This window comes from Halomonas halodenitrificans DSM 735, assembly GCF_000620045.1.
GTDB classification, from domain to species: Bacteria; Pseudomonadota; Gammaproteobacteria; order Pseudomonadales; family Halomonadaceae; genus Halomonas; species Halomonas halodenitrificans.
Window position 1 is genome coordinate 1 of the sequence record NZ_JHVH01000013.1, and the last position, 20,319, is coordinate 20,319.

The window sequence follows — 20,319 nt, forward strand, 5'->3', positions numbered from 1 at the left end:
GTGATTCACAAGGCACGGCAGATCATCCTCGACTTCGGGCAGGATATCGGGCGCATGACGGTGCTCAAGACGCTGCGGAGCCGACTGCGTTATCCACGAGGAACGCCATGCTGACCGTCAATCGGCGACACTCTATCCACAAGCAGTTCCAAGCGACACGCGATCGCCAGATATGTCGTGCCTGGCGGGTGGAAAGGCATGACAAAACGGGCCGTCAGCACCGATCAGCACGGTGGGTTTTGGCAATAATGGGCTTGCGAAAGCCAACTTGCACGGGGCGAATGGTCAAAAAATGCTCGCTGGCGGTGATAGGGGGAGTGTCGGCGCCGGCTTCACGGATTCAGGGGATCGTGTTCACCGTCAATTTTCTTGCTGTGCTTGGAATTTGGGTTGTGGTTGTTCTGGCTGCAGTCGATACGTCACCGGCCTAACAAGCTGTTGTAGTTCATTCCGGCCTTCGGTCTGCACCGGCTCCTCCTCCTGTCGGGGCGCCGCTAAATAAAAGTGTTAAATGCCAGTGATGGCCAGATCCAGAGCCCCAACAATCTGGTCTCTGAAATGCGATAGAGAACCAACCGAATTTTTGAGATGCTTTTTTTGAACTGAAGAAACTTGTGGGGTTAACAATAGAAGTTCCTGCTCGAAAAAGCTGACTTCCGGTGTGAGGCCTTGCATGGCCTCGCTACCAAAGGCGGACCGTTTCCCCAAAGGGATGACGATTCGAGTTGCTAGTTCGCTCAGCAGGCTGCTTTGAATATCGACGAGGTAAGGATAGTGCGCTTTGCTGGTTTTGTTTGGGTTGAGATACACATCAAACTGTGCCATCAAAACTCCCTGAATTCGTCGCCGAAGCATCCGTTTTGTTCGACGAAATCATTGTAAATTTTTATCGCAGCACGATTTTCTTCGACCCATTGGGCTGCCTCGCGTTTGGAAAGTTCTTCTTTCAGGGCTCGCTCCAGGGTAGCGGACAAGTTAATGTTCAGTTCCCGAGTCTTACGCAGCAAATCGCTATTAATTGAGAGGTTAGCTGCTTTTTTGGGTGCGGCTGCGTTGTAGAGTTCGGTCACCGGAGCCTCCAAGTGTCTGTTTAATGCATGACTTCAGTCTATGCGCGTCTCAATGCGCATTCAAGCATTAAGCCAGCGACTGTTGATGGACGCGCATGGGCTAGCGCTCCGGCTCGCCGCAAAACCAAGGCGTTAAACTCCAGCAAAAGTAACTGATCGCTACAATAAGAAGCCCCTGAACCGATATCCTGGCTCAGGGGCTTTCTCGTTCTGGCGTTGCGATTACCTGGCGGCGAGCGCCACGCCGACCTTGGAGCGGTTGGGCCGTCCGATGGTCTGGGTGATCCAGGTGCCGGTAGCGGCGAGGACGTCGAGGTCGATGCCGGTCTCGATGCCGAGGCCATTGAGCAGGTAGACCACATCCTCGCTGGCCACATTGCCGGAGGCGCCCTTGGCGTAGGGGCAACCGCCGAGGCCGGCCACGGAGCTGTCGATAACCGCGATGCCTTCCTCGAGCACGGCGTAGAGATTGGCGATCGCCTGGCCGTAGGTGTCGTGGAAATGGGCGGCGAGCTTCTCCATGGGTACGTCGCGGCTGACCGCCTCGAGCATGCGCTTGGCGGTGAGCGGGGTGCCGGTACCGATGGTGTCACCCAGCGAGACCTCGTAGCAGCCCATCTCAAAGAGTGCCTTGCTCACTTCGGCCACCTTGGCGGGGGCGATCTCGCCCTCGTAGGGGCAGCCCAACACGCAGGAGACGTAGCCACGGACCCGCACGTTGGCCTGCCGGGCGCGCTCGAGCACCGGCTCGAAGCGGGTCAGGGACTCGGCCACCGAGCAGTTGATGTTCTTCTGGGAGAACGCCTCGGAGGCGGCGCCGAATACGGCAACCTCCTCGACGCCACACTCGAGTGCGGCTTCCAGCCCCTTGAGGTTGGGGGTGAGCGCCGCGTAGGTGACGCCGTCACGGCGGGTAAGGCCGGTCATCACCTCGCGGTGATCGGCCATCTGCGGTACCCACTTGGGGGAGACGAAGCTGGCCGCCTCGATATAGCGGATGCCAGCCGCGCCGAGGCGGTCGATCAGTTCGAGCTTGGTGTGGGTCGCGATCGGCTCGGGCTCGTTCTGCAGCCCGTCGCGGGGGCCGACCTCGACCAGGCGTACCTGCTTGGGAAATGCCATGGGTTACTCCTCCGGTGCGAACTCGAGCAGCACGTCGCCCTGACCGACGGTGTCGCCGGCGGCGAAGTGGAAGCTCTCCACGTGGCCATCGGCGGGGGCGGCCATGGTGTGCTCCATCTTCATGGCTTCCATCACCATCAGCGGCATGCCTTTCTCCACCTTCTGACCCGGCTCCACCAGCAGCGCCACCACGGTGCCGTGCATGGGGGCGGTGAGAGTGGATTCGGCCTCGTGCTGGCCGTGGTCGATGGCATCGATACGCCGCCAGAACAGGCGGGTCTCGCCGCTTCTGTCGGCCATTACCACCACGCCGTTATCGGCCAGGCGGGCCTGCAGACGACGGCGATGGCCGTCCAGGGTGACCGCCACGGCGTCGCCTTCCAGGTGCTGGATGCGTGCGGTGAGCGTGCGCTCGCCGATCACCAGCTGCCAGGGGCCGGCGGCAGTCTCGCGGCGGCCCTCGACCACCACGACATCCTCGGCGTCCGGTGCCTTGGCGCGGGCCAGGTCGTGACCGGTGGCGCACAGGGAAATTCGAATGGTGTTGGGCGCGTTGAGCCGAAAGCCGTCGTGGCGATCCCAGGGGGAGTCGCTCTCGCACTCCCGGGCGAGCTGCTTGAGACCGATCAGGGCCGCCGAGGCGTAGGCCTCGGTGGTGATCTCCCGCGGCGAGAACAGGCTCTCCTCGTGCTTCTCGATGAAGCGGGTATCCAGCTCGCAGCCCTTGAAGGCCGGGTGGGTGGCCAGGCGCTGCAGGAAGGCGCGGTTGGTGACGACCCCTTGCACATCCAGCGCGGCCAGGGCGCGGTTAAGGGTGGCGAGGGCCTGGTCGCGGTCGGCGCCGTGAACGATCAGCTTGGCGAGCATGGGGTCGTAGTGCATGGAGACGGCGTCGCCGCTCTCCACGCCGCTGTCCAGGCGCACCTTCTCGGAGCCCTTTTGTGAAGAGCCAAGGCCGGCGCCTTCGAGATCCAGGGCGAAGCGGGTCAGGGTGCCGGTGGCGGGCAGGAAGTCCTGCTCCGGGTCCTCGGCGTAGAGGCGTGCCTCGAAGCTATGGCCGGTAATCGTCAACTCATCCTGAGCGAGAGGGAGGCACTCGCCCATGGCCACGCGCAGCTGCCACTCGACCAGGTCTTGGCCGGTGATCATCTCGGTGACCGGGTGTTCCACCTGCAGGCGGGTGTTCATCTCCATGAAGTAGAACGACTCGTCGGCATCCAGGAGAAACTCCACGGTGCCGGCGCCCACGTAGCCGATCTCCTTGGCGGCGCGCACGGCGGCCTCGCCCATCTCGCGGCGCAGTTCGGCGCTCATGCCCGGCGCGGGCGCCTCCTCGAGCACCTTCTGGTGGCGGCGCTGCACGGAGCAGTCGCGCTCGAACAGGTAGACGCCGTTGCCGTGGCGGTCGCAGAACACCTGTACCTCGACGTGGCGGGGCTGGGTCAGGTACTTCTCGATCAGCATGCGCTGGTCGCCGAAGGCGGCCTGGGATTCACGGCGGCAGCCGTCCAGGGCGGCCTGGAAGCCGTCGCCGGATTCCACCACGCGCATGCCCTTGCCGCCGCCGCCGGCGCTGGCCTTGAGCAGTACCGGATAGCCGATCTTGTCGGCTTCGGCCTTGAGCAGGGCATCGTCCTGGTCGTCGCCATGGTAGCCCGGTACCAGCGGTACGCCGGCGTCATGCATGCGTGCCTTGGCGGCGGACTTGTCGCCCATGGCGGCGATGGCGGAAGCGGGCGGGCCGACGAAAGTGATACCGGCCTGATCGAGGGCCTCCACGAACTGACCGTTCTCGGAAAGGAAGCCATAGCCCGGGTGGATGGCGCCGGCGCCGGTGCGCCTGGCCGCCTCGACCACCGCCTCGACCCTGAGGTAGCTTTCCCGGGCGGCGGCGGGGCCCAGGCGCACGGCCTCGTCGGCCTCGCGCACATGGCGGGCGTTGGCATCGGCATCGGAGTAGACGGCCACGGTGCGCAGGCCCATGGCGCGCGCGGTGCGCATCACCCGGCAGGCGATCTCGCCGCGGTTGGCGATCAGCACCGTATCGAACTTCTTCATTGCAGTGGTCATGAGCGGGGCTCCGCGGCACGGGGGTTCTGTTCCTTGGAAACAGGGTCTTCAGAAACAGAGGGTTGGGTCCAGGCGGGGCGACGCTTCTCGAAGAAGCTGGTCAGGCCTTCCTGTCCCTCTTCGCTGACGCGCAGCTCGCCGATCACTCGGCAGGTATGCTCGCGGGTGGCGTCGCTGTCGGGGTCGCGGGCCACCTCGGCGAGCAGCGCCTTGGTGGCGCGCTGGGCCTGGGGTGAGCCGGCCAGCAGGGTGTCGAGCATCGCCGCCACGGCGTCGTCGAGTTCGTCATGGGGGACGACGCGGTGGGCCAAGCCCAGGTCCTGGGCGCTGGGTGCATCGATGACTTCGGCGGTCAGCGCGTAGCGGCGCATCTGGCGCTCGCCGATGGCGCGCTGCACATAGGGGCTGATTACCGCCGGCGAGAGGCCGATCTTGACCTCGGAGAGGCAGAACCTGGCCTTCTCGGAGGCGACGACCAGGTCACAGCAGGCGGCTAGACCCACGGCGCCACCGAAGGCGGCTCCCTGCATGCGGCAGAGCGTGGGGCAGGGCAAGGTGTCCAGGCCGTGCATCAGGGCCGAGAGCTTGCGCGAATCGGCGAGGTTGCCCTCGAAATCGTACTCGACCATGCGTTTCATCCAGCCCAGGTCGGCCCCGGCGGAGAAGCTCTTGCCCTCGGAGCCCAGTACGACCACGCGTACCTCGCCCCGTTGGGCGGCCGCGTGAAGGTGCTCAAGATGGGTGTTGAGCTCGGCGATCAGGCTGTCATCGAAGGCGTTGTGGATCTCGGGGCGGTCCAGCGTCAGCCAGGCGATGCCGCGCTGATCGACTTCCAGTTGTGAGTAGGAGGGGGTAGCTGACATAGCAATCGTCTCTGCGTTGGGCTCGTAGGAGTTCGACTTGTCGGGCGAATGACGCTTGGCTTCCGTATCCGCTGCTGAGCGGCGATTCGCGCGATAAATCGCGCTCCTACAGCCTCCCTTGCGTAGCAAGGTGGGATTACATCCGAAACACGCCGAACCGGGTCTCTTCCACCTCGGCATTCATGGCGGCGGCGAGCGACAGGCCGAGCACATCGCGGGTCTGGGCCGGGTCGATGACACCGTCGTCCCAGAGTCGTGCGCTGGCGTAGTTGGGGTGGCCCTGGTGCTCGTACTGGTCGCGGGTGGGCCGCTTGAAGGCCTCTTCCTCTTCCGGGGACCACGCCTTGCCCTCGCGCTCGATCTGCTCGCGCTTGACCTGGGCCAGCACGCCGGCGGCCTGTTCGCCCCCCATCACCGAGATGCGGGCGTTGGGCCACATGAACAGCAGGTTGGGCTCGAAGGCGCGGCCGCACATGCCGTAGTTGCCGGCGCCGAAGCTGCCGCCGATCAGCACGGTGAACTTGGGTACCTTGGCACAGGCCACGGCGGTCACCAGCTTGGCGCCGTGCTTGGCGATGCCCTCGTGCTCGTACTTCGAGCCCACCATGAAACCGGTGATGTTCTGCAGGAAGATCAGCGGAATCTTGCGCTGGGCACACAGCTCGATAAAGTGCGCGCCCTTCACGGCGGATTCCGAGAACAAGACGCCGTTGTTGGCGACGATGCCCACCGGGTAGCCGTGGATATGCGCGAAGCCGGTGACCAGGGTGTCGCCGTAGTAGCGTTTGAACTCGTCGAAGTCGGAGCCGTCAACGATGCGCGCGATCACCTCACGCACGTCATACGGCTTCTTGAGATCGGTGCCGACGATGCCGTAGAGCTCGCTGGGGTCCAGGCGCGGGGCCCTGGGCTCCTGCATCTTCAGCTGGCCGCGCTTCTGCCAGTTGAGCCGCGACACGCTGGCTCGCGCCAGCTGCAGGGCGTGGGCGTCGTTCTCGGCGTAGTGGTCGGCCACGCCGCTCTTCTTGGTGTGAACGTCGGCACCGCCGAGGTCCTCGGCGCTGATGTTCTCGCCGGTGGCGGCCTTCACCAACGGTGGGCCGCCCAGGAAGATGGTGCCCTGCTCGCGCACGATGATCGATTCATCGGCCATGGCCGGCACATAGGCGCCGCCGGCGGTGCATGAGCCCATGACCACGGCGATCTGGGGGATGCCCTCGGCGGAGAGGGTGGCCTGGTTGAAGAAGATGCGGCCGAAGTGGTCGCGATCCGGGAAGACCTCGTCCTGGCGGGGCAGGAAGGCGCCGCCGGAGTCGACCAGGTAGATGCAAGGCAGGCGGTGCTTGCGGGCGATCTCCTGGGCGCGCAGGTGCTTCTTGACGGTCAGCGGGAAATAGGTACCGCCCTTGACGGTGGCATCGTTGGCGACGATCACGCATTCCACGCCCGAGACGCGGCCGATGCCGGTGACGATGCCGGCGGCGGGTATCGCGGAGTCGTAGACCTCATGGGCGGCCAGGGCCGAGAATTCCAGGAAGGGGGAGCCCTCGTCGACCAAGTGATCGATGCGGTCGCGCACGAACAGCTTGCCGCGGCTCTCGTGGCGGGCACGGGCCTTCTCACCGCCGCCTTGGGCGATGGCGGCGGTGAGCTCACGCAGCTTCATCACCTCGTCGCGCATCGCCGCCTCGTTGGCCTGGAAGCCGTCGCTGCGCGGATTGATCTGGGTGTTCAGGATTGCCATGTACCCCTCCGGGGAGCTGTAAGCGGTAAGCCTGAAGCTGTAAGAAAACCCGGTTTGGCAGTCACTTACAGCTTAAAGCTTATAGCTTACGGCTTAGGTTAAACGGATTCGTTGAACAGCTCGCGGCCGATCAGCATGCGGCGGATCTCGCTGGTGCCGGCGCCGATCTCGTAGAGCTTGGCGTCGCGCAGCAGGCGGCCGGTGGGGTACTCGTTGATATAACCGTTGCCGCCCAGCAGCTGGATGGCGTCCAGTGCCACCTGGGTGGCCTTCTCGGCGCAGTAGAGGATGACGCCGGCGGCGTCCTTGCGCGAGGTCTGGCCGCGGTCGCAGCCGGCCGCCACGGCGTAGAGGTAGGCGCGGCAGGCATTCAGGGTGGTGTACATGTCGGCCACCTTGCCCTGCACCAGCTGAAATTCGCCGATGGACTGGCCGAACTGCTTACGCTCGTGGACATAGGGCACCACGATATCCAGGGCGGCCTGCATGATGCCGATGGGGCCGGCGGCGAGCACGGTGCGCTCGTAGTCGAGGCCGCTCATCAGCACGCGTACACCCTTGCCTTCGTCGCCGAGGATGTTCTCTGCTGGCACCTCGCAATCCTGGAATACGAGCTCACAGGTGTTGGAGCCGCGCATGCCGAGCTTGTCGAGCTTCTGGGCGGTGGAGAAGCCGGGCATACCCTTCTCGATGATAAAGGCGGTGATGCCCTTGGAGCCGGCCTCCGGGTCGGTCTTGGCGTAGACCACCAGGGTGTCGGCGTCGGGGCCGTTGGTGATCCACATCTTGTTGCCGTTGAGGATGTACTTGTCGCCATCCTTGCGGGCGCGCAGCTTCATGGAGACGACGTCGGACCCGGCGCCCGGCTCGGACATGGCCAGCGCACCAACATGTTCGCCGCTCATCAGCTTGGGCAGGTACCTGGCCTTCTGTTCCGCGTTGGCGTTGATCTTGAGCTGGTTGACGCAGAGGTTGGAGTGGGCGCCATAGGAGAGGCCGACCGAGGCGCTGGCCCGGGAGATCTCCTCCAGGGCGATGCAGTGGGCCAGATACCCCATGCCGGTGCCGCCATCCTCTTCGGAGACGGTGATGCCCAGCAGGCCCATGTCGCCGAACTTCTGCCAGAGGTCGTTGGGAAACTCGTTGTTCTCGTCGATCTCGGTGGCGCGGGGGGCGATTTCGTCGCGCGCGAAGGCGTTGACCTGTTCGCGCAGCATGTTGAGTTCTTCGTCATGACCGAAGTCGAGCGGCTTGAAGGGCGTGTGCATGGGGAGCTCCCGTTCTTGTCAGGGCCGCCACAAAGGGGCCATAGCGGATGGTGATTCCGTATGGCCCAAGACTAGGACAGGTTTACGTTAACGTAAAGTGCGACCGGTGGCTTGTACGACGAATGTCCAATCCCCGGTCACTTAATCGGCGTTGGGGAAGAACAGCTGCTGGCCCTTGACCTCGAATTCGCCGATGGCCTGCTGGCCTTCGTCGGAGAGCAGCCACTGGTGCCACTGCTCGGCCAGGTCGTGCTTGAGGTGGGGGTGTTCTTCTTCGGAGATCAGGATGCTGCCATATTGATTGAAGAGGGCGTCATCGCCCTCGAACAGCAGCTCGAGGTTCTGCGGGTTGTCGAAGGCGACCCAGGTGGCGCGGTCGCTCATCACGTAGGCGTCCATGCCGGCGGCGGTGTTGAGGGTCGGCCCCATGCCGCTGCCCAGCTCACGGTACCAGTCACCCTCTGCTTCGACGTTGGCGGCGTCCCACAGACGCAGCTCGGCGCGGTTGGTGCCGCTGTCATCGCCGCGCGAGGCGAAGGGCGCCCCGGACTCGGCGATCAGCTGCATCGCCTCGGCCACGGTGTCGGCATCGGCGATGCCCGCCGGGTCGCCGTCGGGGCCGATCAGCACGAAGTCGTTGTACATGACGTTGGCGCGCTCGGTGCCGTAGCCCTCTTCGACAAACGTCTCTTCACCGGCGGTGTCGTGCACCAGCAGGCTGTCGGCATCGCCGCGGCGGGCGATCTCGAAGGCCTGGCCGGTGCCCACGGCCACCACGCGTACCTCGATGCCGGTCTTGTCGGTGAACTGTGGAATGATGGCGCCGAACAGCCCCGAGTTCTCGGTGGAGGTGGTGGAAGCCAGGGTGATATAACTCTCGCCGTCCTGGGCCTGGGCGGCCATCGAGAGGCCCATCAGGCCGGCGGCGGTCAGTGCAATGCGTGCCTTGTGTTGCATGGTCGTTTCCTTATTTTAAGAAAGGTCGAGTTTTTCAGGGATGGTGCGAAGAGGCTGACCTAGAGCACCAGCTCTCCGCGGATAAAGGCCCGCGCCTCGCGCGAGGCGGGGGCCGTGAAAAAGGTGGCGGCGTCGGTGTGTTCGATCAGCCGCCCGGCGTTGAGGAACAGCACCTCGTCGGCCAGGCGACGCGCCTGGTTAAGGTCGTGGCTGCTCATCAGGATGCGGGTGCCGCCAGCGTGAAACTCCTGAACCGAGCGCTCGACTGCCAAAATGGCGGCGGGATCCAGGGCGGAGGTCGGCTCGTCCAGGAACAGCACCTCGGGCTCGAGCAGCCAGGCGCGGGCCAGGGCCAGGCGTTGCTGCTCGCCGCCGGACAGTACGCGTGCCGGTCGACGCTCCAGTGGCCCCAGGCCGAAGCGCTCCAGGGCCTCGCGGGCATGCGCCTTGCGCCGCCGGCGCGGCGTGCCGTTCACCGCCAGGGCGTAGACCAGGTTGGCCAGGGCCGAGCGCTTCAACAGTACCGGGCGCTGGAACACCATGGCCTGGCGCGGGGTGCGTCCCTCCCAGCACACTTCTCCTCGGGTGGGCGCGAGCAGCCCGTGGGCCAGGCGCATCATCAGGCTCTTGCCGGAGCCGTTGGGGCCCATCACCAGGGTGCGCCTGCACCCCGTCAGGCGCAGATCCACGGGGCCCAGCAGGCGCTGGCCACGATGCGTGAAGGTCACGCCCTCGAGGCTCAGGGGCGGGGTGTCGGTCATGATGTGCGTTGTCATGTCGTTCATCCCAGCCGCCTCCTGGCCGTTTCGCCCACCACATAGGCGGCGGCGTTGACCAGTGCCACCAGCCCCAGCAGCACGATGCCCAGGCCCAGTGCCAGCGCCAGGTTGCCCTTGCTGGTCTCCAGCACGATGGCGGTGGTCATCATCCGGGTGACGCCGTCGATATTGCCCCCCACGATCATCACCGCGCCGACCTCGGCGCTGGCGCGGCCGAAGCCCGCGAGGATCACCGTGACCAGCCCCAGGCGGGCGTCCCACAGCAAGGTGGGGATCATGCGCAACCGCGACAGTCCCAGGGAGGTGAGCTGCTCGCGATATTCCTGGTGAAGTTCCTCCACCTGCTGGCGGGCCAGGGCGGCGATGATGGGCAGCACCAGTACCAGCTGGGCCACCATCATGGCGGTAGGCGTGAACAGCAGCCCCAGCTCCCCCAGCGGCCCGGCGCGTGACAGCAACAGGTAGACGCACAGCCCTGCCACCACCGGTGGCAACCCCATCAGGGCGTTCAATGCCACCACCAGGACGCTGCGACCCGGAAAGCGCCATAGCGCCAGGGCGGCACCCAACGGTAGCCCGATCACGGCGGCCATCAGCACGGCGGCAAGCGATACCCGCAGCGACAGGGCCACGATTTCCATTAGCGCGGGGTCGAAGCCGAGAATCAGGCTCAGGGCAGTGTTCAGGGCGCTGGTGTCGCTGGGCATGCAGTTCTCCGATGTCTCATTGGCATCTTGTGTGTTCAGGTTTCAATATGCATGCACTAAGGTAATCAAAACATCCATAAACAGTAATATGCAGTATCCGTGGAGGTGAGTGTGGAGAGGCTGGTATGCATACCTATCTGACGACGGTCGAGGTGGCGGACTATCTGCGGCTCAAGGAGCGCAAGGTCTACGACCTGGTGCGCCAGGGGGCCATTCCCAGCGTTCGGGTGACGGGAAAGCTATTGTTCCCTCGCCATAGCATCGACCTGTGGCTGATGAACCATCTGGAAGGCGACCAGGCCACGGCCCGGCCGGTACCGGTCGTATTGGCCGGCAGCCAGGACCCGCTGCTGGAGTGGGCCGTGCGGGAGAGTGGCTCCCAGCTGGCGCTGCTGTGCCAGGGCAGCGGGGATGGGGTCCGGCGTCTGATGGAGGGGCGCGTCATGCTTGCCGGGCTGCATCTGCTGGATGCGGCGAGCGGCGATTACAACCGCCCCGAGGCTCTGGGGATGGGCGGCATGCGTGACCTGGTGATGGTGCGTTGGGCGACTCGCCGGCAGGGCTTGCTGCTGGCGCCGGGCAATCCGTTGGGCATCCGGCGAATGGCTGATCTGGCGCGTCCCGAGGTGCGGGTCGCCCACCGCCAGCCGGACGCCGGGGCAGGACGCCTGCTGACCTGGTTGCTGGGACAGGCGGGTGTGGAGGCCGCGCGACTGCAGTTTACCGAGCACCCCTCGCTCTCGGAGGATGACCTCGCCCTGGCGGTGCGCCAGGACGAGGCCGATGCGGGGCTGGGGGTGGAGGCGGCGGCGAGGCGCCAGGGGCTTGCCTTTGTGCCCTTGCACCGAGAGCACTTCGACCTGGCGCTGCGGCGGCGCAGCTACTTCGAACCGCCGGTTCAGCGGCTACTGGCCTTCGCCCGGGAGTCGCGTTTCCTCGAACGCGCCGAGGCCATGGGCGGCTATGACCTCGGCGAGCTGGGCCGAGTGGTCCATAACGCCTGAATTCATCCCTGGGTGCTGGTGCAGTTGTCGTAGAACGTAACGATAGCGGGCCAGTCGCTGAACATGCCGATGATGCCGACGTCTCGAGCGAGCACATCGAGGCTGAGCAGCTTGTCGCCATCGCTGTCGATCACGTCATCCGTCGTGCGGTGGTACCACTCGCCGTCGTTGGACAGCGGGCCGGAGCGCTCGAAACTCCAGGCGATAAGGTCGAGGCCGGCTGCCTTGGCGCGTTCGGCATAAACGGAGGGAACGATGCGGCTCTGGTCGTCACCGGCCTCCGAGTTGGAAGCCAGCAGCATCCACAGTGGTGGGGCGAGGATGGGCACGTTCATCTCGGCCAGCTCCTCCATGTTCGGTGACCAGCTGGCGGGGTCGCTGTGATCAAAGTCGTCGAGGCCGTAGCGATCGTCGAGATAGACCGCCTGACGGCCGAATGTCGGCTCATTCTCGATCCAGTAGCGGACGTCGTCGAGATTGAATGATTGCGCCCAGACGTCGCTTGCCGGCACATCGGCCGCCTTGTACTCGTCGATCATCTTCTGGGCGTAATCCACCTGGCTCATGCCGTCGAAGGGCATTTCGACGCTCGGCGCCTTGAGCTCCGGCGTCATCTTCACGCCCAGGGCCTTGAACAGCTCGATGCTTTCGGTATGGGTCATCAGGGTGCCACGCGAGCTGTAGCGGTCCGTGCGCCAGGCGGGGGTGGCGGAAAGGTAGGCTTCGACGCTGCTGGCCTCGGTGTTGGCACCCTCCATCTTGCCCTGGAGCGTGCGGTACTCCGCCAGACTGATGTCGCTGGTGCAGCATTGAATGTCCGCGGCATTGGTCAGCTCACCCGCCTCATTGAAGGATGGCGGAACGCTGCACTTCTGCGCCAGGTCGGTCGCCACGATGTTGGTAGTGGAGTGGAGGTCACACTGGGAGTGACGGCAGACGAGCTCTTGGTCCGCGGTGAAGGTGACATCGCACTCGAGGATGCCGGCACCCATCTGGGCACCGGCCAGATAGGCTTCGCGAGTGTGTTCGGGGAACTGCATGGGCGCACCGCGGTGAGCGATGCTGAAGTCACTGCGCTGCCAGTCGCTGGTGCTCGCGGCACAATGCATAAGCTCGGTCTTCAGCTCGCGTGAACGCCGGGTCTCCTCGTCCATGTCCTGGACCAGGAAGAGTGGGCGAGGGCCCAGGGTGATATGGCGGGCAGCGGAGACGACATCCTGTGCGGCGACGGTGGCGGGAACGAGCAGCAGCATCGCCAGGCCGATGAGGAAGGGCATAGAGGAAGGTTTCTGCATGGTGGCCTCGCTATTCTTCTTGAAGGAAAGGCGGCGTCGCATCGGCCCGGCGCACTCGGTTGGTTGGCGGGGGCGGCGTATTGGACCGACATGACTTCCTGCAGCGTAGAAGGTTTGACGCGACCGGACGATCCTGTGATGCCTTCGGCCATCCGGTCGGTCCGAATGGCCGGCGTCGTTATCGACGTACTCCCAGTTGGATGACGGGGTGGTTCGACTGACACTCCCCGGCCGCCGCGATTATTGGTACCAGTTGCACCGTGGCGTTGCACCGCTGGGTAATGAGCAGAATCCTTGAGAGGCGGCGGCTCTCAACACAGCCGGCTGCCCAGCAGCAGCAGGGCACCGTCCAGCTGGTGCCAGCCCCACCAAACCAGGGCCAGGGTAGCGGCGGTAATGACGGCAGCGGCGATGCGTAGCGTCAGGCGACGACTCATGCTTCAACCTCCGGGCGCGGTTCGCGCTGCATCGGTGCCTCGCTGATCCACCAGTGCAGGGCGGCGGCCATGACGCCGAGCAGGATGGCCAGCTTCCAGACCACCTCGTAGTCGCCCTGAAGGTCGTAGAGAAAGCCTCCCAGCCAGACGCCCATGAAGGAGCCGAGCTGGTGAAAGAGGAAGACGATCCCGCCGAGCATCGAGAGGTGCCGAACGCCGAATACCGAGGCGACGATACCGTTGGTCAAGGGCACTGTGGAGAGCCACAACAGGCCCATGGCGATACCGAACAGGTAGGTGGTGGTGGGACTCAGGGGCGCTACCAGGAAGAGGGTGATGATGGCCGCTCGGGCCAGGTAGATCCCGCTGAGCAGATGCGGCTTGCAGAACCGTCCGCCCAGCCAGCCGGTAAGGTAGGTGCCGAAGATATTGAACAGGCCGATCAGCGCCAGCACGGTGCTGCCCACCTGGACGGCGATACCGTTGTCGTAGAGATAGCCGGGCAGATGCACCCCGATGAACACGACCTGGAACCCACACACGAAGAAGCCCAAGCAGAGCAGCCAGAAGCCGCGATGATTGGCGGCTTCGTCGAGTGCCTCGCGCAGCGGCAGGTCGTCTGCAGCGGCGGGGGCGGGGCGGTCACGCAGCAGGGCACCCAGCGGTAGCAGCAGGACACCGATGGCGGCCATGACAAGCAGCGCCGCCGACCAGCCCAGCCATTCGAGAAGCCCCAGCGTTCCCGGCAGCATGGCGAACTGACCGAAGGAGCCCGCGGCACTGACGATGCCCATGGCCATGCTGCGCTTCTCCGGTGCCACGGCGCGTCCCACCGCGCCCAGCACCACCGAGAAGGTGGTGCCCGAGAGCCCGAGCCCGATCAGCACGCCGGCCGAGAGGGTCATGCCCCATGCGGAGTCGGAGAGCCCCATGAAGAGCAGCCCCAGGGCGTAGAGGGCACCGCCGGCCACGACCACTCGTGCGGCACCATAGCGGTCGGCCAGGGCACCGGCCAGGGGTTGCGAGAGGCCCCACAGCAGGTTCTGGATGGCCAGGGCGAAGGCGAAGACGCCACGGCCCCAGCCCAGCTCCGCGCTCATCGGTTCGAGAAACAGCCCGAAGCCGTGTCGCAGGCCCATGGCCAGGGTCACCACCAGGCTGCCGAGCACGAGGATCATCAGGGAGTGGCGGCGTAGAGAGTCCATCGGCATCCCGTTGGTGTGGAGAATCGATTGATGTGGAGGCTAGTTTTCGGGCTAATGGCCGCCACTATCACACGTCACCAGCCGGCTGGCTATTCCCCTCAGGTATAGCCATATTTCGGAGATAGCCGGTTTGCCGGTGTCTCTTCGATTCGTCTCAGAGGCCTGATGGGTCGCTTTCACCCCGACGCCAGGGCGCGCTCCAGCGTCGCCAGCCGGCCCGGCACCAGGGCATCCGCCACGGCGGTGATGCGCAGCACATGGCCCAGGGCCACTGATCGTCATCGACGATGACCGCGGCGGACACTTCTGCCCGCCGGGTCAGGCCAAGAAGGGGCGCTGCTGAACCTGGGATGGCACGGCCTCGTCAGGCGGAGCGTCTCGATTAGCGCTTAGCGAGCAGTGCCTGATGCGCCGTGCCCGAGAATCCCGCCTTATCGGACACGCCGAGGTGCTTTGCGACGGCGACCTCGGCGAGCTGGGGAGGGTTCTACGGCGCCTGATACGGCAGCGGCAAGCGCTAACGTCCGGGCTCGACGATGATCTTGACCTGCGACTTGTCGCCGAGCAGTGCTTCGAAGCCCTGTTCGACCACATCCTCCAAAGCGATGCGTGCCGTCACCAGGTTCTCGGCGCGGAAGTAGCCCTGTTCCATCAGCGCCATCACCGCGGGGTAGATATGACGGTAGGCAATGATGCCCTTCAGCGTGCGCTCCTTGATCACTAAGTCGTTGGGCTGGAAGTTGGCTTCGCTTTCCCAGATGCTGACGATGACGGTCTCTCCGCCCTCGTGGGTGGCGTTGATAGCTTGGCTCAGCACGGCGGGAATGCCGGTCACTTCGAAGGCGAAGTCGGCGCCGCCTTGAGTCAGCTCGTGAATGCGGCCCACCACGTCGTCGAAGTCTGGAAACAAGGTCTTGGCGCCAAGTTCCTCGGCCTTGTGCCGACGCGCCGTCGAGGGTTCTACCGCCACGATCGTCGAGGCGCCGGCGGCCTTGAGCGCTTCGATCACTACCAGCCCGATCGGGCCTGCGCCGAACACCACAGCGCTGTCCCCCGCCTTGAATGAGCTCTGGCGCACGGCATGCAGGCCCACCGCTGCGGGCTCTACCAGTGCGCCCTGCTCAAAGGATAGGCTGTCGGGCAGCGGGTGGACCATATGCTCGCCGACCACGGTGTATTCGGAGAATCCGCCGCCGCCGCCCGAAAGACCATGGAAGCCCAGCAGCGGCGTCAGGTTATAACGCTCCATCAGATAACGGCCATCTTGGTGAGGCGACAGAATCGGCTCGATGGCGACCCGGTCGCCAGGCTTAATTCGAGTCACATGCTCGCCAACTTCGACCACCTTGCCGGCGAACTCATGGCCCATGATGATGGGCGCGCGCTGTCCGCTGATGGGGTGCGGCGTGTCGACCGGGATGAAAATTGGGCCGGCGCTGTATTCGTGCAGGTCGCTACCGCAGATGCCGCAGGCGGCGACCTTCACCTTGACCTGGTGAGGGTCTTCCAGATGTGGCACCTCGACCGATTCGACGCGCAGATCCCTAGCCTGGTACCAGACCACGGCTTTCATGGTGTGGGACATGTTGTTTCCTTGATTCGTGGACGAACGTATTCGTTGATGGACGTGTCGTGCCCTTATCGATGCGGCGCATTCGTTTGGCGTCATTTCTCTTATTTGGCATCACCTCTCGCTGTCATCGGTTCACGACAGGTGGTGAGCTTCCTGCAGGCCATAGACTGGAGTGGATATCCCCTCCATGCGCGCCTTGAGCTGCAGCGCCAGGTAACGCGAATAGTGGCGTGACTGATGCAGGTTGCCGCCGTGAAACCACAGTGCCTCCTGCTGGGTAGGCTTCCACATGTTACGCAGTTCGCCTTCCCAGGGTCCTGGGTCCTTGGTGGTATCGGAGCCCAGCCCCCAGCACTTGCCCACCTTGTCGGCCACCTCCTGGGAAATCAGCCGCGCGGCCCAGCCATTCATTGACCCGTAACCGGTGGCATAAACGATCAGATCCGCAGCGAGTTCCGAACCGTCGCTAAGGCTCACCGAACGCGGGTTGATTCGCTCGATGCCGACGCCGCTGCGTAGCTTGATGTCACCGTTGGCCACCAGGTCGCAGGCACCAACGTCGATATAGTAGCCAGATCCACGGCGCAGATACTTGAGGAATAGGCCGGAATCGTCGTCGCCGAAGTCGAGCAGGAATCCTGCTTCCTCGAGTCGGCAATAGAAGTCGGCATCCCGTCGGCGTACTGCATCGAAAGCGACCCGTTGGAAGTCGGGCAGTACTCGGTAGGGAATCGAGGCGAACAGCAGGTCGGCGGTATCGTGATCGATGCCGCGCCTTACTGCTTCTTCCGAGTAGAGTGGTCCTAGCACCTCTTCCATAAGCGAGTCTGACTTGACCACATGGGTCGATGAGCGCTGCAGCATGGTGACGTCGGCGTCGTGCTCCCATAGCGCGGCACAGATATCGTGCGCGGAGTTGTTGGCACCCACGACGACGACCTTCTTGCCGCGATAGCGGTCGGGGCCGGGATGTTGGCTGGAGTGCTGCTGCTCGCCTTCGAATGTCTCGGCACCTGGAAACTGCGGTATGTTGGGGAGACCCGACATCCCGGTGGCCAGGATCAGCTGCTGAGGCCTCAGCGTGATGCGTTCACTGTTACGGTTCACCTCGACCTGCCAGCGACCGCTGGCTTCGTCGTAGTGGGCGCCTGCACACTCCGTCGAACTCCAGTAGTTGAGCTCCATTACCTTCGTGTACATCTCCAGCCAGTCGCCGATCTTGTCCTTAGGAGCGAAGACCGGCCAGTTCTCGGGGAAGGGGATATAAGGCAGGTGGTCATACCAGACCGGATCGTGGAGGCACAACGACTTGTAGCGGCTGCGCCAGGAGTCGCCGGGTCGGGGGTTGCGCTCGATGATCAGGGTCGGCACGCCTAGCTGCTTGAGCCGCGCGCCAAGCGCGATGCCACCCTGACCACCACCGATGATCACACAGTAGGGCTGGCGGCTATAGCCAAGCTCCTGTTCTTCACGCAGTCGGGCCTCCTGCCACGTTTCGCGCTGCTTGTTGGCGCCATGCTCGGCCCCCTTGGGGCGGTGGATGCCGCGCGGCTCGGGGTGATCCTTGAGCTCTTGCATGGTGGTCAGCAGGGTCCAGCATCTACCGTTTCTCAGGCGCAGATAGCCCTTGCAATGTGCAACAGCTGTCTCGAAGGTGATACTGCCTTCGATCACGCCGTCGGCCTCGCTGACGTCGCCGTCGAGTCGCCAGAGGTCTGGTCGAGTCGTGTCCAGGGTGGCATCGAGCATGGACTGGATGGCGTCTTTTCCCTCGAGTGTCTTGAGATTCCAGGTAAAGGCGACCAAGTCGCGCCAAAAGCACTCATCGTCGAACAGGGAAAGGATCTGTTGAATATCGTCCTGCTTAAGAGCGTTGCCGAAATCGTTCAGCCACTGCTGCAGGGTCTGTGCGGGGGTTGCTGTTGTCATCGTTGTTCTCCGCTCGGGGTTAGATGTTGCCCTCTGCACTATGCAGCATGCGTGCCAGTTTTGATGAGCCTGGCGCTGCTTTCTCTATTCAATTGAAAAAACGAAAGTTTTACAGCCCATGTGTGAGACGAATCTTGATCACAAGAGAATGGCAGCTCGCACAGCGCGTGACAGCTGTTACGGCGCAGGTGTAGCGCGGTGTTACACCTGTAGCGCCGCGGGTCAGGTGGTCGCTTGGGGCGATTGACACCGACCCTGGTTGGCATAGGCTGATGATGGAGCAACATCCGCAGGGCGGGTGCGGCGATGTCGGCAGGCCGTGGAGGCAGCGATGAGGCTGAGAACCGACCAGCGTACGCATATCGAAACGCTGATGAGGCTGGGGGAGTGGCGCGGTAGCGAGGTGTCACCGTGTCGCGAGGTGATTCGTCGTTCCTGGGAACGCTGCGTAGGAGAGTATCGGCTCGATCCTGCGCGGCCACGGCCGGTGCGCGTGCTGAGCCAGCAGGCGCTTCGTGAGCATCAGGATCCCGTGGATGAGCTGCTGCACATGGCGCGGGCCGGCCTTGATCAGCTCTTCACCCATGCTGCACCGCTGGGCTATGTGCTGCTGCTGACCGACCGCCAGGGGGTCACCGTGGACTTCCGCGGTGACCCCGGCAATGACCTGTCGCTTCGTCGTGCCGGGCTCTATCTCGGTGCCGACTGGGACGAGCGATTTGCCGGCACCTGCGCCGTTGGCACTTGTCTGCATGAGGGGCAGGCGATTACCTGCCATCAAAACGAACATTTCGATGCTACACATATCGCCCTGACCTGTTCGGCCGCTCCCATCAGCGACCCCCAGGGGCGCGTCATGGCGGTGCTCGATATCTCGGCTCTGCAATCGCCTCGCTCCTTGGAGAGCCAGAACTTCGGTCTTTCGTTGGTCAGCCTGCATGCGCGCATGATTGAAGATGCCTACTTCCTGCACCGCTATCGCGACTGCCTGGTACTGCGCTATGACTCGGCGCGCCCGTTTGTGCATCTCAACGGCCGTGGACTGATCGCCATGGAAGAGGATGGCAGTATCATCGCCGCCAATGGTAACGGGCGAGAGCTGATCGCGGCGCATTTGCGTCGCTGGCCCGCCTGGTCATCCACGTCCAGGATCAAGGCCACTCAGTTGCTTGACGCCGAGCTGGGCGATCTGCTGACCCTGTCGCGCCGAGGTGACGACCAGATTTATGCCTTCCGCATCCGAGCCAGCGATACCATCTGTTTCGCCACGCTGATCGAGCCGCCGCGGCGGCGCCTCGCCGAACAACATGTGGCGGCGTCGGCCCCGGTGCCGGCTCTGGATCAGCTGGGAGGCGATGATCCTGCCATGCGCCGACTGCTCAAACTGAGCCGACGGTTGCGCAACGAGACCGTCGGCGTACTGATTACCGGCGAGACCGGAACCGGCAAGGAGGTGCTGGCGAGGGCCCTGCATGACAGCGGTACGCGGGGCGACGGCCCCTTCGTAGCCGTCAACTGCGCGGCCATTCCCGAATCGCTGATCGAGAGTGAGCTGTTTGGCTACCTGCCTGGCGCCTTCACTGGTGGGCGCCGTCAGGGAATGCGTGGGCTGATCCAGCAGGCCAGCAGTGGCACCTTGTTCCTGGATGAGATAGGCGATATGCCGCTTTCGCTGCAGACCCGTCTGCTGCGAGTGCTGGCGGAACGCGAAGTGATGCCGCTGGGGGCAGACAAATCGGTAGCGGTGGATATTCGCGTCATTACCGCGACTTATCATGACATGGCACAGTTAATCGCCGAGGGCCGCTTCCGGGAGGATCTGTACTATCGGCTCAACGGTGCGCCGCTGCGACTGCCGGCCCTGCGTGACAGGGCCGACCGCCATTTCGTGATTCGAAGCGTCTATCAGGCGCTACTCGAGGAGCGCGGTGGCGCGGTGCATCTACGCGCCGACGCCATGAGTGCGCTGCTTGCCTATCCCTGGCCGGGCAATATTCGCCAGCTGCGCAATGCCCTGGACTTTGCGCTGGCCACGATAGAAGGGGAAGAGATCACCGTGCACGACCTACCCGAGGAATGTCAGGGCGTGCTAGGCACGTCGCCGCGGCTGTACGACAGCGTGCACGCCGGCGCCGATGCGCCTGTCGATGATTCGACAGAGCTTCAGGAGCTACTGCAGCGCCTGAGCTGGAACATCAGCCAGGCGGCGCGTGAGCTTGGCGTGTCGCGACCGACGGTCTATCGTCGCATGCGGCGCCAGGGGCTGGTGCCTCCTAATCGGCGCGGCTAGAGCCGC

Annotated in this window: 17 protein-coding genes; 2 read left to right on the top strand and 15 right to left on the bottom strand. The window is 64.2% G+C overall.

Features of this window, described 5'->3' with window-relative positions; all coding sequences use genetic code 11:
- Positions 1–507: 507 nt before the first annotated feature.
- From Q358_RS0107015 to Q358_RS0107055, 10 genes are all read right to left on the bottom strand, one after another.
- On the bottom strand, positions 508–825 hold the full coding sequence (locus tag Q358_RS0107015; protein WP_027961398.1) for a CcdB family protein: 318 nt from the start codon (positions 823–825) through the stop codon (positions 508–510).
- Positions 825–1,070, bottom strand: a complete 246-nt coding sequence (locus Q358_RS18165) for a type II toxin-antitoxin system CcdA family antitoxin (RefSeq protein WP_084286477.1) — start codon at positions 1,068–1,070, stop codon at positions 825–827. The genes Q358_RS0107015 and Q358_RS18165 overlap by 1 nt, the downstream gene beginning before the upstream one ends.
- 222 nt (positions 1,071–1,292) lie before the next feature.
- Complete coding sequence (locus Q358_RS0107020; RefSeq protein ID WP_027961399.1) at positions 1,293–2,192, bottom strand: hydroxymethylglutaryl-CoA lyase; 900 nt, start codon at positions 2,190–2,192, stop codon at positions 1,293–1,295.
- A 3-nt stretch (positions 2,193–2,195) separates the two neighbouring features.
- Positions 2,196–4,262: an acetyl/propionyl/methylcrotonyl-CoA carboxylase subunit alpha gene (locus Q358_RS0107025; RefSeq protein WP_027961400.1), complete on the bottom strand. Its 2,067-nt coding sequence runs from the start codon at positions 4,260–4,262 to the stop codon at positions 2,196–2,198.
- A complete protein-coding gene (locus Q358_RS0107030; protein WP_043487833.1) occupies positions 4,259–5,125 on the bottom strand; it encodes an enoyl-CoA hydratase/isomerase family protein in 867 nt (288 codons plus the stop codon). Before Q358_RS0107030 ends, Q358_RS0107025 begins: the two co-directional genes overlap by 4 nt.
- 136 nt (positions 5,126–5,261) lie before the next feature.
- The gene (locus Q358_RS0107035) at positions 5,262–6,869 is read right to left on the bottom strand and encodes a carboxyl transferase domain-containing protein (protein ID WP_027961402.1); all 1,608 of its coding nucleotides are present in this window, start codon (positions 6,867–6,869) and stop codon (positions 5,262–5,264) included.
- A gap of 98 nt (positions 6,870–6,967) precedes the next feature.
- Entirely contained in the window at positions 6,968–8,137 is a 1,170-nt protein-coding gene (locus tag Q358_RS0107040; RefSeq protein WP_027961403.1) for an isovaleryl-CoA dehydrogenase, read from the bottom strand.
- A 141-nt stretch (positions 8,138–8,278) separates the two neighbouring features.
- A complete protein-coding gene (locus Q358_RS0107045) occupies positions 8,279–9,094 on the bottom strand; it encodes an ABC transporter substrate-binding protein (RefSeq protein WP_027961404.1) in 816 nt (271 codons plus the stop codon).
- A 59-nt stretch (positions 9,095–9,153) separates the two neighbouring features.
- A complete protein-coding gene (locus Q358_RS0107050) occupies positions 9,154–9,879 on the bottom strand; it encodes an ATP-binding cassette domain-containing protein (protein ID WP_084286478.1) in 726 nt (241 codons plus the stop codon).
- Positions 9,876–10,580: an ABC transporter permease gene (locus Q358_RS0107055; RefSeq protein ID WP_027961406.1), complete on the bottom strand. Its 705-nt coding sequence runs from the start codon at positions 10,578–10,580 to the stop codon at positions 9,876–9,878. The genes Q358_RS0107050 and Q358_RS0107055 overlap by 4 nt, the downstream gene beginning before the upstream one ends.
- A 125-nt stretch (positions 10,581–10,705) precedes the next feature.
- Between Q358_RS0107055 and Q358_RS0107060 the strand changes: the two genes are divergently transcribed.
- Positions 10,706–11,584, top strand: a complete 879-nt coding sequence (locus Q358_RS0107060; RefSeq protein ID WP_027961407.1) for a helix-turn-helix transcriptional regulator — start codon at positions 10,706–10,708, stop codon at positions 11,582–11,584.
- A 2-nt stretch (positions 11,585–11,586) separates the two neighbouring features.
- On the opposite strand, the gene Q358_RS0107065 is transcribed toward Q358_RS0107060, so the two are convergent.
- The 5 genes from Q358_RS0107065 to Q358_RS0107090 all read right to left on the bottom strand — a co-directional run bounded on the left by Q358_RS0107065 (position 11,587) and on the right by Q358_RS0107090 (position 18,023).
- Positions 11,587–12,879 (bottom strand): glycerophosphodiester phosphodiesterase family protein, encoded by a 1,293-nt coding sequence (locus tag Q358_RS0107065; protein ID WP_051530237.1) that lies wholly within the window; start codon positions 12,877–12,879, stop codon positions 11,587–11,589.
- Between the two features lie 311 nt (positions 12,880–13,190).
- Positions 13,191–13,316 carry a hypothetical protein gene (locus tag Q358_RS19040; RefSeq protein ID WP_281172972.1) on the bottom strand — a complete coding sequence of 42 codons (126 nt, stop codon included), beginning with the start codon at positions 13,314–13,316 and terminating at the stop codon, positions 13,191–13,193.
- Positions 13,313–14,521 carry an MFS transporter gene (locus tag Q358_RS0107075; protein ID WP_027961409.1) on the bottom strand — a complete coding sequence of 403 codons (1,209 nt, stop codon included), beginning with the start codon at positions 14,519–14,521 and terminating at the stop codon, positions 13,313–13,315. Before Q358_RS0107075 ends, Q358_RS19040 begins: the two co-directional genes overlap by 4 nt.
- Before the next feature lie 517 nt (positions 14,522–15,038).
- Positions 15,039–16,106 carry a 2,3-butanediol dehydrogenase gene (locus tag Q358_RS0107085; protein ID WP_281172973.1) on the bottom strand — a complete coding sequence of 356 codons (1,068 nt, stop codon included), beginning with the start codon at positions 16,104–16,106 and terminating at the stop codon, positions 15,039–15,041.
- 120 nt (positions 16,107–16,226) lie between these two features.
- Complete coding sequence (locus tag Q358_RS0107090; RefSeq protein ID WP_027961411.1) at positions 16,227–18,023, bottom strand: flavin-containing monooxygenase; 1,797 nt, start codon at positions 18,021–18,023, stop codon at positions 16,227–16,229.
- A 331-nt stretch (positions 18,024–18,354) separates the two neighbouring features.
- Between Q358_RS0107090 and Q358_RS0107095 the strand changes: the two genes are divergently transcribed.
- Positions 18,355–20,313 carry a sigma-54-dependent Fis family transcriptional regulator gene (locus Q358_RS0107095; protein WP_027961412.1) on the top strand — a complete coding sequence of 653 codons (1,959 nt, stop codon included), beginning with the start codon at positions 18,355–18,357 and terminating at the stop codon, positions 20,311–20,313.
- The last annotated feature ends 6 nt before the right edge of the window (positions 20,314–20,319 follow it).

Bases quoted from the DNA above. Each gene is read 5' to 3' on its own strand.
- Q358_RS0107015 (WP_027961398.1), bottom strand. From the start codon at position 825: ATGGCACAGTTTGATGTGTATCTCAACCCAAACAAAACCAGCAAAGCG.
- Q358_RS0107020 (WP_027961399.1), bottom strand. From the start codon at position 2,192: ATGGCATTTCCCAAGCAGGTACGCCTGGTCGAGGTCGGCCCCCGCGAC.
- Q358_RS0107025 (WP_027961400.1), bottom strand. From the start codon at position 4,262: ATGACCACTGCAATGAAGAAGTTCGATACGGTGCTGATCGCCAACCGC.
- Q358_RS0107030 (WP_043487833.1), bottom strand. From the start codon at position 5,125: ATGTCAGCTACCCCCTCCTACTCACAACTGGAAGTCGATCAGCGCGGC.
- Q358_RS0107035 (WP_027961402.1), bottom strand. From the start codon at position 6,869: ATGGCAATCCTGAACACCCAGATCAATCCGCGCAGCGACGGCTTCCAG.
- Q358_RS0107040 (WP_027961403.1), bottom strand. From the start codon at position 8,137: ATGCACACGCCCTTCAAGCCGCTCGACTTCGGTCATGACGAAGAACTC.
- Q358_RS0107045 (WP_027961404.1), bottom strand. From the start codon at position 9,094: ATGCAACACAAGGCACGCATTGCACTGACCGCCGCCGGCCTGATGGGC.
- Q358_RS0107050 (WP_084286478.1), bottom strand. From the start codon at position 9,879: ATGAACGACATGACAACGCACATCATGACCGACACCCCGCCCCTGAGC.
- Q358_RS0107055 (WP_027961406.1), bottom strand. From the start codon at position 10,580: ATGCCCAGCGACACCAGCGCCCTGAACACTGCCCTGAGCCTGATTCTC.
- Q358_RS0107060 (WP_027961407.1), top strand. From the start codon at position 10,706: ATGCATACCTATCTGACGACGGTCGAGGTGGCGGACTATCTGCGGCTC.
- Q358_RS0107065 (WP_051530237.1), bottom strand. From the start codon at position 12,879: ATGCAGAAACCTTCCTCTATGCCCTTCCTCATCGGCCTGGCGATGCTG.
- Q358_RS19040 (WP_281172972.1), bottom strand. From the start codon at position 13,316: ATGAGTCGTCGCCTGACGCTACGCATCGCCGCTGCCGTCATTACCGCC.
- Q358_RS0107075 (WP_027961409.1), bottom strand. From the start codon at position 14,521: ATGGACTCTCTACGCCGCCACTCCCTGATGATCCTCGTGCTCGGCAGC.
- Q358_RS0107085 (WP_281172973.1), bottom strand. From the start codon at position 16,106: ATGTCCCACACCATGAAAGCCGTGGTCTGGTACCAGGCTAGGGATCTG.
- Q358_RS0107090 (WP_027961411.1), bottom strand. From the start codon at position 18,023: ATGACAACAGCAACCCCCGCACAGACCCTGCAGCAGTGGCTGAACGAT.
- Q358_RS0107095 (WP_027961412.1), top strand. From the start codon at position 18,355: ATGAGGCTGAGAACCGACCAGCGTACGCATATCGAAACGCTGATGAGG.